Annotated in this window: 12 protein-coding genes; 6 read left to right on the top strand and 6 right to left on the bottom strand. The window is 71.3% G+C overall.

Annotated elements, in window-relative coordinates:
* Positions 1 to 477 precede the first annotated feature (477 nt).
* From ACWD4J_RS05180 to ACWD4J_RS05165, 4 genes are all read left to right on the top strand, one after another.
* The gene (locus tag ACWD4J_RS05180; protein WP_451393917.1) at positions 478 to 1,062 is read left to right on the top strand and encodes a suppressor of fused domain protein; all 585 of its coding nucleotides are present in this window, start codon (positions 478 to 480) and stop codon (positions 1,060 to 1,062) included.
* A gap of 239 nt (positions 1,063 to 1,301) precedes the next feature.
* Positions 1,302 to 1,943: a DUF6758 family protein gene (locus ACWD4J_RS05175; RefSeq protein ID WP_451393916.1), complete on the top strand. Its 642-nt coding sequence runs from the start codon at positions 1,302 to 1,304 to the stop codon at positions 1,941 to 1,943.
* Positions 1,944 to 2,137: 194 nt separating this feature from the next.
* Positions 2,138 to 2,998: a PHP domain-containing protein gene (locus tag ACWD4J_RS05170; protein WP_451393915.1), complete on the top strand. Its 861-nt coding sequence runs from the start codon at positions 2,138 to 2,140 to the stop codon at positions 2,996 to 2,998.
* Positions 2,999 to 3,277: 279 nt separating this feature from the next.
* Positions 3,278 to 3,883 (top strand): MarC family protein, encoded by a 606-nt coding sequence (locus tag ACWD4J_RS05165; protein ID WP_451393914.1) that lies wholly within the window; start codon positions 3,278 to 3,280, stop codon positions 3,881 to 3,883.
* 190 nt (positions 3,884 to 4,073) lie between these two features.
* On the opposite strand, the gene ACWD4J_RS05160 is transcribed toward ACWD4J_RS05165, so the two are convergent.
* Positions 4,074 to 4,229, bottom strand: coding sequence for a hypothetical protein (locus tag ACWD4J_RS05160; RefSeq protein ID WP_451394027.1), 156 nt, complete (start codon positions 4,227 to 4,229; stop codon positions 4,074 to 4,076).
* A gap of 263 nt (positions 4,230 to 4,492) precedes the next feature.
* Here ACWD4J_RS05160 and ACWD4J_RS05155 point away from each other — a divergent pair, with 263 nt between their 5' ends.
* Entirely contained in the window at positions 4,493 to 5,407 is a 915-nt protein-coding gene (locus ACWD4J_RS05155; protein ID WP_451393913.1) for an NYN domain-containing protein, read from the top strand.
* Positions 5,408 to 5,440: 33 nt separating this feature from the next.
* Here ACWD4J_RS05155 and ACWD4J_RS05150 read toward each other — a convergent pair whose 3' ends face one another.
* Positions 5,441 to 6,331: an alpha/beta fold hydrolase gene (locus ACWD4J_RS05150; RefSeq protein WP_451393912.1), complete on the bottom strand. Its 891-nt coding sequence runs from the start codon at positions 6,329 to 6,331 to the stop codon at positions 5,441 to 5,443.
* A 259-nt stretch (positions 6,332 to 6,590) separates the two neighbouring features.
* Complete coding sequence (locus ACWD4J_RS05145) at positions 6,591 to 8,912, bottom strand: DEAD/DEAH box helicase (protein ID WP_451394022.1); 2,322 nt, start codon at positions 8,910 to 8,912, stop codon at positions 6,591 to 6,593.
* Positions 8,913 to 9,412: 500 nt separating this feature from the next.
* On the opposite strand from ACWD4J_RS05145, the gene ACWD4J_RS05140 reads away from it, so the two are divergent.
* Positions 9,413 to 10,162, top strand: coding sequence for a ferritin-like fold-containing protein (locus tag ACWD4J_RS05140; RefSeq protein WP_451393911.1), 750 nt, complete (start codon positions 9,413 to 9,415; stop codon positions 10,160 to 10,162).
* A 170-nt stretch (positions 10,163 to 10,332) separates the two neighbouring features.
* Here the strand turns inward: ACWD4J_RS05140 and ACWD4J_RS05135 are convergent, their stop codons facing one another.
* The 3 genes from ACWD4J_RS05135 to ACWD4J_RS05125 all read right to left on the bottom strand — a co-directional run bounded on the left by ACWD4J_RS05135 (position 10,333) and on the right by ACWD4J_RS05125 (position 11,957).
* Positions 10,333 to 10,596 (bottom strand): hypothetical protein, encoded by a 264-nt coding sequence (locus tag ACWD4J_RS05135; RefSeq protein WP_451393910.1) that lies wholly within the window; start codon positions 10,594 to 10,596, stop codon positions 10,333 to 10,335.
* Between the two features lie 333 nt (positions 10,597 to 10,929).
* On the bottom strand, positions 10,930 to 11,157 hold the full coding sequence (locus tag ACWD4J_RS05130; RefSeq protein ID WP_451393909.1) for a DUF3107 domain-containing protein: 228 nt from the start codon (positions 11,155 to 11,157) through the stop codon (positions 10,930 to 10,932).
* A gap of 158 nt (positions 11,158 to 11,315) precedes the next feature.
* On the bottom strand, positions 11,316 to 11,957 hold the full coding sequence (locus tag ACWD4J_RS05125) for a TetR/AcrR family transcriptional regulator (RefSeq protein ID WP_451393908.1): 642 nt from the start codon (positions 11,955 to 11,957) through the stop codon (positions 11,316 to 11,318).
* Positions 11,958 to 12,185 lie beyond the last annotated feature (228 nt).

Below are 12,185 nucleotides of genomic sequence, written 5' to 3'. Positions count from 1 at the left end.
GCCGCCGGCGACGGGTGGAACTACCCGGAATGAGGACGTCCTGGATTCGACGTTTGGCTCGTCCACAAAGCGGGGAGCACCGCATCGTCGCGGTGGCAGCTTCGCCGCTGACTCAGATCAGCAGTACTGAGACCAGCGGTACTGATACAGATCAGACAGATCAGGCGGAAACGAAGTGCTCTTCCGTCGAGCGCCGGAAATGCGCGCGCAGGGTGGGACAGCTTGCGAAAGCTGTGCGACTCAGCGGTCGGAAGAGCGGGTGGTACTGCACGGTCGACTTCGGTCCATTGCAGCCCCACCTCCTCCGGCCGGTCCCCCGTAGGGGATGTCCCATGCGGTCGGGGCGCGGGAGCGACTCCAGCTGACTGCTGCGAGGGCCCCGTCTGCAGTGCTGCCCGACCGGCGGCTCAGCTTATCAGCGAACTGAAGTGTCAAGTCGCCAGTTTGCCCGTCACTGACCAGTTCTATGCTCGCGGCATGGCTGATGTTCTTGCTCTGGTCGAGGCTCGTTTGCGCATGGCGCTGGGAGAACCGGACGCGCGTGCTGCGGTGACGTTCCTCGGAACGGACCGGATCGAGGTCCTCCGGTTCACCGAGGGGGACATCGTGAGATACGCCACGCTGGGGATGTCGGCGGCCCCGATGGCCGATCCCACCTCCCCGTTGGCGGACCCGGTCAAGGGACCGCGGGCGGAGCTTCTGCTCTCCGTGCGCGCGGGCCTCGCCGACACCGACAAGGTGCTGCGCCCGCTCGCCGTACTGGCCGCGTCGCCCCAGGTCGAGGGGGTGGTCGTGGCTCCGGGCGCCTCGCTCGACGTGGGCGAACCGCTGTGGCCGGGCGCGTCTTTCACCTCCGTGCTGGTCGCGGAGCCCGGCGGCCTCGTCGAGGATCTGGACCTGGACGCGCCCCTTGACCCCGTACGTTTTCTGCCGCTGCTGCCGATGACGCCGAACGAGGCCGCCTGGAAGCGGGTGCACGGCGCGGGGGCGCTCCAGGAGCGGTGGCTCGGCAGCGGGACGGACCTGCGTGACCCGCTGCGCAGGCCGGTCGCGCTCGACTGAACCCGGCGGGATCCAACGGAACTCGATGAAATTCGTCCGACTCATTCGATTGTTCGGATTCATCCGAAAGTGGACTGGAGTCGGACGGGGCCGGGGGTGAGCCCGACGAGATCCGGACCCATGGTCGATGTGATCGATGTGATCGATGCGGGCTGCATCTACATTGTGCCGCCGGTTGCACACTCCGGACGGGTGATCGTCCTTGACGCGGCGACAACCGGGGAGGACCGTTGAGCCCTATGAGGGGCGAACCCAGTTGCCCGAAGTGTGGTGGCCGGGTCAGGGCTCCCGGACTCTTTGCCGACTCCTGGCAGTGTGATGTGCACGGGCCCGTGCACCCGCTGCAGCCCGTGATCCCGCCCAGCGTCGAGGCCCTCAGCGTCGTCGTGCACCGTGCCCAGGTGCCGGTGTGGATGCCGTGGCCGCTGCCGGTCGGCTGGCTCTTCACCGGGGTGGGCTCGGCAGGGGACGACCGCACCGGCGGGCGCGGGACCGTGGTGGCGTGCTCCGGGCCGGGACCGCTGGGCGGTATGGGCGAGTTGCTGCTGATCGCCGAGGAGCTCGGCGTCGGGCTCGGCGCGCGGTACGCGGGCATCGAGGGCCCGGACCCCGGCCCGTACCTGGACGTCGAGAAACCGCCCCAGGCCAAGGTCCTCGCAGCCGGCCGCCCGACCCCGCTCTGGCTCGTGGGCGGTACGCCCGACGACCGTGCCGTCTTCGCGGGCGAGGCCCGTGGTCTGTGGCTGTGGGCGGTCGTGTGGCCGGAGCAGTCGGGCCTCTTGATGTACGACGAGCTGGTGCTGACGGATCTGCGCGACGCGGGAGCGGAAATGGACCTGCTGCCGTGTGGAGCGCTGACGCCGCGGATCCTGTCGCCGTAGGCCCTCTCGGTGGTGGCCAGGGCCGTGGGCAGACGTTACCGGCGTGCTGCGGGCCGTCGCGTCCGCCGCGCCCTCGTGCACGGCGCGGGCGGCGTCATGGGGTCGGGGCGGGCCGCGACAGGGGCGGTGTTCGATTCCCGCTATCCTTGAGCGTCCCCTTCAAATCGGTCCCGTCAGAGCTTGGAGCATGCGTCGTGCGCATCGATCTGCACACCCACTCCAGCGCCTCGGACGGCACGGACACCCCGGCCGAGCTCGTCCGCAACGCGGCGGCCGCCGGACTGGACGTCGTCGCGCTGACCGATCACGACACCACCCGCGGCCACGCCGAGGCGATCGCCGCCGTTCCGGCCGGGCTGACGCTGATCACCGGTGCCGAGCTCTCCTGCCGCTACGACGGCATCAGCCTGCACATGCTGGCGTACCTGTTCGACGCCGATGAGCCGGAGCTGCTGCGCGAGCGCGAGCTGGTGCGCGACGATCGCGTGCCGCGGGCGAAGGGCATGATCGTCAAGCTTCAGGAGCTGGGGGTCCCGGTCACCTGGGAGCAGGTCGCGCGCATCGCGGGCGACGGCTCCGTGGGGCGCCCGCACATCGCGGAGGCGCTCGTCGAGCTCGGCGTCGTCCCCAGCGTCTCGGACGCGTTCACGACGGAGTGGATCGCCGACGGCGGACGCGCGCACGTCGAGAAGCACGAACTCGACCCCTTCGACGCCATTCGGCTGATCAAGGCCGCGGGCGGGGTCGCCGTCTTCGCGCACCCGCTCGCCGTCAAGCGCGGCGAGGTCGTCCCCGAGGCCGCGATCGCGGAGCTCTCCGCCGCCGGACTCGACGGCATCGAGGTCGACCACATGGACCACGACCAGGCGACCCGCGGGCGCCTGCGGGGGCTCGCCGCCGACCTGGGGCTGCTGACCACGGGGTCCAGCGACTACCACGGCAGCCGCAAGACCTGCGTGCTCGGCGAGTTCACCACCGACCCCGAGATCTTCGGGGAGATCACGCGCCGGGCCACCGGGGCGTTCCCCGTGCCGGGCACCGGCGGGCGCCCGTAGCCCCGGTGCGTACCGCGTAAGCGTTGCCCGTCCGCGTAAGGCGTCGCTCGTCCGCGTAGGTGCGCACCGCACTTCGCGCCCGCGGCCCGTTCCGCGCAAGCGTGCACCGCACCGCACCTCGTCATCCCGCGTCTGCGCACTGCGCAATTCCCCGCGTGCAATCCCCGCGGCCCGCGCAGTGCGCCTGAAGCTCTCCGGTACGGCGGCGAGAGTCCGCTGCCGTCCGCTTCCGTCCCCTCTGCCTGTCGTTCGACGACCCGACACCCTGCAAGGCCTTCCGTGCTCGATCTCGCTGTCTTCGGCTCCCTCTTCCTCACCCTTTTCGTGATCATGGATCCCCCCGGGGTCACCCCGATCTTCCTCGCGCTGACCGCGGGCCGTCCCGCCAAAGCGCAGCGGAAGATGGCCTTCCAGGCTGTGTGCGTGGCCTTCGGGGTGATCGCGGTCTTCGGCGTACTGGGTCACCAGATCCTGGACTACCTCCATGTCTCCGTGCCCGCGCTGATGATCGCGGGCGGTCTGCTGCTCCTGCTGATCGCGCTCGACCTGCTCACCGGCAAGACCGACGAGCCGAAGCAGACCAAGGACGTCAACGTCGCGCTCGTACCGCTCGGCATGCCGCTGCTGGCCGGGCCCGGTGCGATCGTCTCGGTGATCCTGGCCGTGCAGAAGGCCGACAGTTTCGCGACGCAGCTGTCTGTGTGGGCGGCGATCGTGGCGATCCACCTCGTGCTGTGGGTGGTCATGCGCTACTCGCTGCTGATCATCCGCGTGATCAAGGACGGCGGCGTGGTGCTGGTGACGCGGCTCGCGGGCATGATGCTCTCCGCCATCGCCGTGCAGCAGATCATCAACGGCGTGACGCAGGTGATCCAGGGCGCCTGATCCCGCGTGCGCGGGCTACCCGGGTCCGGCCGCCCGAGCCGCCCGAGCCGGTCGGCCGCCACGCACACACAACAGAGCCCCCGCACCGCTTGGTACGGGGGCTCTGAAGTGCTGTGCAGCGTCGTCGTCGACGCGTTACGAGATGTCACGGTCGCGACCCGTCAAAATGCGTCGCGAGCCGGTACCGGCGTTATGAGGCCGAGGCTTCGGCCGGTCGGATGTACAGGCGCTGCCCGGTGGCGGCGGCCTGCTGAACGATCCGGTTGACGGAGGCGGCGTCCACGACGGTGCTGTCCACGGCGGTCCCGTCGACGTCGTCGAGGCGCATGATTTCGAAGCGCAACAAGGCTTCTCCCTTCGTCTGGTGATCCTCCTGGAGGAGAACTGCTGTGATCCGGGACACCATTTTTGCCCCGGGCTGCGGCCGGGCAGTTGCCTGCCCGTTAAGAGTGGATTGCGCGGCTACAGTGCACCGCGCTCCGAATGGTCACAACACCTTGCATGAGGCCAACATTCCCTACGCTAAGGAAATTTTTCGCGAGCCTAATTACGCCCCGGTAGATGGACCGCTTGTGCTCTCTCCGTAACCGTGCGGACAATGAGGCACATATGAACGACGAACCCGTGGGACGCGACGGACCTGCGGCGCTGAGCGACCGCATCGACCGCACCAACGAGCTGCTCGAGCGCATGCTCGCCGAGGTGGCGAAGACCCCCTCGACCCACGCGATCTTCGTCGACGCCGGGTACCTCTACGCGGCCGCGGGCCGCCTCGCCGCCGGCACTGAGGACCGCAGGGCCTTCGACCTCGACGCCGAAGGGCTCATCGAGGCACTGATCGACAAGGCCCGCTTGATCTTCGCGGACAGCAGGCTCCTGCGCGTGTACTGGTACGACGGCGCGCGCCGCCGTATCCACACCGCCGAACAGCAATCCATCGCCGAGCTGCCCGACGTCAAGGTACGGCTCGGCAACCTCAACGCCAACAACCAGCAGAAGGGCGTCGACTCCCTGATCAGAAGCGACCTGGAGTCACTGGCACGCCATCGGGCGATCAGCGACGCGGCTCTCATAGGCGGCGACGAGGATCTGGTCCCCGCGGTGGAGGCGGCGCAGGGATACGGCGCGCGCGTCCACCTCTGGGGCGTCGAGGCGCCGGAGGGCCGCAATCAGGCCGAGCCGCTGCTCTGGGAGGTCGACAGCCAGCGCACCTTCGACCTCGAGTTCTTCAAGCCGTACGTCACACGGCGCACCGTCCCCTCGTACGAGACGCCGACGGTGCCGCGCCCCACCCGCGACGGCGTGCGCTTCGTGGGTGCCCAGATCGCGGCGAAGTGGCTCGCGGAGCGGGGGCGGGAGAGTCTGGCCGAGCTGCTGCCCGGGCATCCGTATCTGCCCGGTTCGGTCGACCAGGACCTGCTGGTCGAGGCCGAGGGACTGCTGCAGTACTCGCTGCGCGGGCAGTCGGACCTGCGGCGGTCGCTGCGGGACGGTTTCTGGGATCACTTGCAGGCGCAGTACTGAGCTTCTGGCGGCGCGAGGTGCGGCAGCGCCGGCTCAGCAGGCGTCCCAGAACGCGGCGACGGCTGCCGCCGTCTCCTGCGGGCGGTCCGTGTTGGGGGAGTGCTCGGCCCCGCGTACGACGGTGCGGTGGGCGGCGAGACGTATGGCCATGTCGTCCAGGAGCGGCACCGGCCAGGTGTCGTCGCGCTCGCCGGAGAGCACGTGTTTGGGCAGGGGTGCGGCGCCGAGCTCGGCGACGCGGTCGGGTTCGGTGCACAGCTGGCGGCCGGTGGCGACGAGCTGGGCGGGGCTGTTGCGCAGCCAGCGGTGCCGCAGGTCCTCTGTGCCATCGGGCCCTGGGCCGGGGTCCGGGCCGTCGCCCGTGAGGCCGTCCCATTCCGTGTCCTCGGGCGTCTCGACGGCCTGCATGGCCTCCCACACCTCCGCCATGTCCATCAGGGCCAGCGCCTCCTGCAGCAGTTTCACGCGCTGCTGCTGGGAGGGGGAGATCCGGGCGGGGCCCGAGGACATGAGGGTGAGCGAGGCGAAGGGCGTGTGGTCCAGGAGTACGGCCGCGCGGGCGATCTGGCCGCCGAGCGAGTGGCCGAGGAGGTGCACGCGTGTGCCGAGCGCGGCGGCCTGGGCGAGGACGTCACGCGCCAACTCGGCTTGCGCGTACGGTGATTCGTCGTCGAGCGGGCCGTCCGACTCGTACTGTCCGCGCCCGTCGACCGCGACAGTGCGGTAGCCGGCGGCGGCGAGCGGGGGGTGGAGGGCGATGAAGTCCTCCTTGCTCCCGGTGAAACCGGGCAGGAGGAGGGCGGTTCCCTTGTACGGCCGACCCGCTTCAGGCGGCGCGTCGATCACGGCGAAGTCGCCCCGCTCGGTGGCGAGACGACAGGCCCGGGCGCCGGGCGGCGGGGCGAAGGTCGGCGGCCTGCTCATGCGACGAGGCTAGCGGGTCGTCCGACCCGTTCAGCCCGTCCGGCGTTTGAGGGTGAGCGATATTCAGCCCGTCCGGCGTTTGAGGACGAGCCCGAAGGACGATCCGGGGTCCGGGGGCGGAGCTCCCGGTTCCGGGAAGGGGCGGGGTGGGGGAGAAAGAGGCCTCTCACGCACGCCCCCCACACCCACGCGCGATGGCCCGGCCCCGGGAAACGGGACCGGGCCATCAGACACGGTGGGTCAGGCCTCAGCGGCCGGCTCAGGCCTCCGCGACCTCCGCCGCCTTACGGGTACGACGCCGACGCGGCGCGGCCTCCGCAGCCTCCGCCGTCTCCGCGCCCGCATCGACGGCGACGGCCTTGGGCGCCGCCTTCGCCCGGGTACGACGCGGCTTGGCTTCGGCCTCGGCCGGCGTCACCTCGGAGGCGGACGCGGCCTCGCTGGCCGCGGCAGTCTTGCGGGTGCGGCGCTTCGGCTTGGCCTCGGTCGCCTCGGTGTCCGTGGCGCCTTCGGCCGTGGCCACCGCTGCTTCGGCGGTCTTGCGGGTGCGGCGCTTGGGCTTGGCCTCTGCCTCGGCGGGGGCTGCCGTCGCGTCGGCCGTGGCCACCGCTGCCTCTGCCACCTTGCGGGTGCGGCGGCGCGGCTTCGGCTCGGGCTCGGTCGCTTCGGTGTCCGCGGTGCCTTCGGCCGTGGCCACCGCTGCTTCGGCGGTCTTGCGGGTGCGGCGCTTGGGCTTGGCCTCTGCCTCGGCGGGGGCTGCCGTCGCGTCGGCCGTGGCCACCGCTGCCTCCGCCGTCTTGCGGGTGCGGCGGCGCGGCTTCGGCTCGGGCTCGTGCGTCGTCTGGGCGGGGATCCCGGCCTCGACAGTCGCAACCGTCTCCGTCGCCGACGCCGGGGCGGCCTCGGTCGCCGGTGCGGTGCCCGCGGTCTTGCGGGTGCGGCGGCGCCGCGGCGTCTCGGTGCTCTCCGGCGCCGGAGCGACAGCAGCCGCCGAGGCGTCCGACACGGTGGACGCGGCCGGAGCAGCCTCGTCCGCAGCCGGTGCCGTCTGCTCGGGCAGCGGCGTGACCGGGGCATCGGCCACGTCAGCACCGACGGCGGCAGCCGGCGCCTCGGCCTTCGCACCACTGCGGGTACGGCGACGACGGCGCGGCGTACGCGCCTCAGCCGACTCGGTCGCCGAAGCGGGGTCGGACGCAGACAGGGACGTTTCGGCGGCCTCCCCGGCCGTGGCGTCGGCCGTGGTGGCGGCGGCCGCGTCGACCGGCGCTCCATTGCGCGTACGGCGGCGGCGCCGCGGCGTACGAGCCGGGCGCTCCCGCTCCCGCTCGGCCTCCGCGGACTGCCCGCGGCCGCCGCGACCACCGCGGCCGCGCGGCCCGCGGCCACCCGTCTCGCCGAGGTCCTCGATCTCCTCGGCCGCCAGCCCGGCACGGGTGCGCTCGGAGCGGGGGAGGACGCCCTTCGTACCCGCGGGGATGCTCAGCTCCTCGAAGAGGTGCGGCGACGTCGAGTACGTCTCGGGCGGGTCGCTGAAGGGCAGGTCGAGCGCCTTGTTGATCAGCTGCCAGCGCGGGATGTCGTCCCAGTCGACCAGCGTGATCGCCGTACCGGAAGCGCCCGCGCGGCCCGTGCGGCCGATGCGGTGCAGGTACGTTTTCTCGTCTTCGGGCGACTGGTAGTTGATGACGTGGGTGACGCCCTCGACGTCGATGCCCCGGGCGGCGACGTCGGTGCAGACGAGCACGTCCACCTTGCCGTTGCGGAAGGCCCGCAGAGCCTGCTCGCGGGCGCCCTGGCCGAGGTCGCCGTGCACGGCGCCGGAGGCGAACCCGCGGCGCTGCAGCTGCTCGGCGATGTCGGCGGCCGTCCGCTTCGTACGGCAGAAGATCATCGCCAGGCCGCGGCCTTCGGCCTGCAGTATGCGCGCGACCATCTCCGGCTTGTCCATGGAGTGCGCGCGGTACACGTGCTGCGAGATGTTGGCGACCGTCGCGCCCTCGTCGTCCGGCGCGGTGGCGCGGATGTGCGTGGGCTGCGACATGTAGCGGCGGGCGAGGCCGATGACGGCGCCCGGCATGGTCGCGGAGAAGAGCATCGTCTGGCGGCGGGCCGGCAGCATGTTGATGATCTTCTCGACGTCGGGCAGGAAGCCGAGGTCCAGCATCTCGTCGGCCTCGTCGAGGACGAGGGACTTGATGTGGCCCAGGTCGAGCTTCTTCTGGCCTGCCAGGTCGAGGAGCCGCCCCGGGGTGCCGACGACGACGTCGACGCCCTTCTTCAGGGCCTCGACCTGCGGCTCGTAGGCCCGGCCGCCGTAGATCGCGAGGACGCGGACGTTGCGGACCTTGCCCGCGGTGAGCAGGTCGTTCGTCACCTGCGTGCACAGCTCGCGGGTGGGGACGACGACGAGTGCCTGGGGGGTGTCGGTCAGCTGCTCGGGCTTCGCCCGGCCGGCCTCGACGTCCGCCGGAACGGTGACGCGCTCGAGGAGGGGGAGACCGAAGCCCAGCGTCTTGCCCGTGCCGGTCTTGGCCTGGCCGATGACGTCGGTGCCGGAGAGCGCGACGGGGAGCGTCATCTCCTGGATGGGGAAGGGGTGGACGATGCCGACGGCCTCGAGGGCCTCGGCGGTCTCGGGGAGGATCCCGAGCTCTCGGAAAGTCGTACGCTGCGTAGTCAGGGTGTTGCCTCTTCTGTGTATGCGGTGCGAGGCGAACGCTGGGGGTCGTGACCGTGCCGTCTTGACGCCGGCCGCCTTGTTGTCGCGGGGCGGACGGCGCGGGACCACTGCCGACGCTCTAGCGCTCGAACCGCTGAGGGCCCCTCCATGGGAAGCCGTACGCACTGCGGCGTACGGCTTGGAGGGCTGTCGGGTCGGAGCCGATCGGGCCACCGACCGGGCATCCTCATTCGTGCGGCCCGTCGGTTTACCGTCAAGAGCGGCGATGAACTCGACGAGCGCATTACCACCATACCCCGGAACGGCGCACACTCGATGGCCGAATTCGTCACGTAGTCGTCATCACAGTGATTGACCAGGGACTTCCGAGCGACGGCAGGCGGACTATTGTGCGCTGCATGACCACGCCTGACAACGCCTCCGCCAAAGCCGCCGACGCACCCGCTGAGCCGACCGGAATCGCCGCCCAGGACTGGGCGACGGCCTCCGCCGGCCCCCAGTACCGCGCCGCGGTCGTCGACCTGCTCGGCGCCCTGGCGTACGGGGAGCTCGCGGCGTTCGAGCGGCTCGCCGAGGACGCGAAACTGGCGCCGACGCTCGCCGACAAGGCGGAGCTGGCGAAGATGGCCTCGGCCGAGTTCCACCACTTCGAGCAGCTCAGGGACCGGCTCTCGTCCATCGGCGAGGAGCCGACCGGGGCGATGGAGCCGTTCGTGGCCGCGTACGAGGGCTTCCACAAGCAGACGGCGCCGTCGGACTGGCTGGAGGGCCTGGTCAAGGCCTACGTCGGCGACTCGATCGCGAGCGACTTCTACCGCGAGGTGGCCGCGCGTCTGGACTCCGACACGCGCGCTCTGGTGCTGGGCGTACTCGACGACACCGGGCATGCGACCTTCGCGGTGGAGAAGGTGCGCGCCGCCATCGACGCGGACCCGCGCGTGGGCGGGCGGCTGGCGCTGTGGGCGCGGCGGCTGATGGGTGAGGCCCTCTCGCAGTCCCAGAGGGTGGTCGCGGAGCGCGACGCGCTGTCGACGATGCTGGTGGGTGGCGTCGCGGACGGGTTCGACCTCGCGGAGGTCGGGCGGATGTTCTCGCGGATCACCGAGGCGCACACGAAGCGGATGGCTGCGCTGGGGCTGGCGGCGTAGCGCGACAGGACAGCCTGCGCGCGACAGAGACGGCCTGCGGGCAGTCGTTGCGCCCTGGGGGCGCCTTCGGGCGCCGGACGGGGCGGAGCGGCTGCCCGCAGTCGTCAGATGCGGTCCTTGGACTTCTGTGTGGTCTCCCGGCCCAGGGGCCGGCGCCGCGGCGCCGGAACCTAGGCGGTGGCTGATCGGCGCAGCCCCGCCGGGCGGATCAGCAGGGAGAGCAGAGCGATCGCGACGGCCAGCGCGCCGAGGAGTGTGAGCGGCGTGTGGCCGGCGCCCAGGGCGCTGTGCGTGACGAATGCACCGAACAGCCCGCCCACGACGCCCGTCGGCAGGACGAGGGTACGGGCGGGGAGGCGGTGCGGCAGGAGCCGTGCGGCCACCCAGGCGACTGCAAGACCGATGACTGCGGAGCCGAGCGTTTCCAGCACCATCTGTGGTTCCCTCCCGCGCAGCCATGTCGTGTCGGTCGTAGCCCGTCCTACCCGGGGCGTCCGGAACGCAATCCTCCGCTGAGAGGAACATGTGGCGCAACTGTGAATGCGTCGTCGCATATCCGTCACGCTCGCAGCGGGCCGCCGGGGCGCGGTGCGGCCGCGGTCCGGCGGGCCCCCACGTGCCGCACCCATGGCTGCACCCATGGGTGGGGCCGTGCTCCGTCCGCGGCGCATGCGACTCCGTCCGCGGCGCAGGCAACACAGAGGTGCGGCCCGGCAGTTGTCTGCCGGGCCGCACCCCTGACTGGTCGCGTTCGCGCCTGTTCGCGCCTAGAGGGCGCTGAAGCCCACCCTGCGGGCGGTCGGCTCGCCGATCTCCACGTACGCGAGACGGTCGGCCGGCACCAGGACCTTGCGGCCGTGGTCGTCCACGAGGCTCAGCAGCGGCGCCTTCCCGGACAGCGCCTCGGACACCGCCTTCTCGACCTCTTCGGCCGTCTGGGCGCTCTCCAGAACGATCTCGCGGGGCGCGTACTGCACGCCGATCTTGACCTCCACGGCTTTGTCCCTCCGACGGTCAGTGATGTGCGCGGCCGTCCGCGCCGTACCAGCACACACTAGCCCGGTGAGGGAAGGCTCAGCCGCCGAGCGTGCACGCCGGTAGCGAACAGCGGACAGGAATAACGGGACGGGAACAGCGAACAGGAGCGGTGCCGTCAGTGCTGCTCGAGGCCGTGCAGCGGGAAACCGGCGATCCCGCGCCACGCCAGCGAGGTCAGCAGCTGCACCGCCTGGTCGCGCGACACGCTGCGGTCGCTGTGCAGCCAGTAGCGCGCGACGACCTGCGCCAGGCCGCCCAGGCCGGACGCCAGCAGCATGGACTCGCCCCTGGACAGCCCGGTGTCCTCCGCGATGACCTCGCAGATGGCCTCCGCGCACTGCAGCGTGACCCTGTCCACGCGCTCGCGCACCGCCGACTCGTTCGTCAGGTCGGACTCGAAGACGAGCCGGAAGGCGCCGCCCTCGTCCTGGACGTAGGCGAAGTAGGCGTCCATCGTGGCCGCGACGCGCTGCTTGTTGTCGTTCGTCGACGCGAGCGCCGCGCGCACCGACTGCAGCAGGGACTCGCAGTGCTGGTCCAGCAGGGCCAGGTAGAGGTCGAGTTTGCCGGGGAAGTGCTGGTAGAGGACGGGCTTGCTGACGCCCGCGCGTTCGGCGATGTCGTCCATCGCGGCCGCGTGGTAGCCCTGTGCGACGAAGACCTCCTGGGCCGCGCCCAGCAGCTGGTTCCGTCGGGCACGGCGCGGCAGGCGCGTGCCTCGCGGGCGTGCCGCCTCTGTCTGCTCGATGGCTGTCACGCCGCCTCCCAAGATCGTCCAAGTGCGGTGTGCGCCGCGCCCGCCATCGTACTTTTCGGTAACCGTGGTGTGCGCGGTGCGCGTGCAGAATTTCACGGACCGGACAGGGTCGGAACGGAACATAAACGACCGGACAGGGGCAAGATCCCCTGAAGCTCTGCCGCAGCCGGTCTCTCGGCGGCAGCCGGTCAGTGGGGCCGGGCCGTGAGTACGGGGGCCGGTCCCCGG

Source organism: Streptomyces sp. NPDC002577 (genome assembly GCF_053594815.1).
The sequence above is the reverse complement of the archived record's forward strand: the minus strand, read 5'-3'. Positions and strand labels throughout refer to the sequence as shown.

Excerpts from the sequence above, each read along its gene's own strand:
- ACWD4J_RS05145 (WP_451394022.1), bottom strand. The coding sequence starts at position 8,912 with ATGACGCTCCCCGTCGCGCTCTCCGGCACCGACGTCATCGGCCAGGCC.
- ACWD4J_RS05180 (WP_451393917.1), top strand. The coding sequence starts at position 478 with ATGGCTGATGTTCTTGCTCTGGTCGAGGCTCGTTTGCGCATGGCGCTG.
- ACWD4J_RS05175 (WP_451393916.1), top strand. The coding sequence starts at position 1,302 with ATGAGGGGCGAACCCAGTTGCCCGAAGTGTGGTGGCCGGGTCAGGGCT.
- ACWD4J_RS05140 (WP_451393911.1), top strand. The coding sequence starts at position 9,413 with ATGACCACGCCTGACAACGCCTCCGCCAAAGCCGCCGACGCACCCGCT.
- ACWD4J_RS05155 (WP_451393913.1), top strand. The coding sequence starts at position 4,493 with ATGAACGACGAACCCGTGGGACGCGACGGACCTGCGGCGCTGAGCGAC.
- ACWD4J_RS05135 (WP_451393910.1), bottom strand. The coding sequence starts at position 10,596 with ATGGTGCTGGAAACGCTCGGCTCCGCAGTCATCGGTCTTGCAGTCGCC.
- ACWD4J_RS05150 (WP_451393912.1), bottom strand. The coding sequence starts at position 6,331 with ATGAGCAGGCCGCCGACCTTCGCCCCGCCGCCCGGCGCCCGGGCCTGT.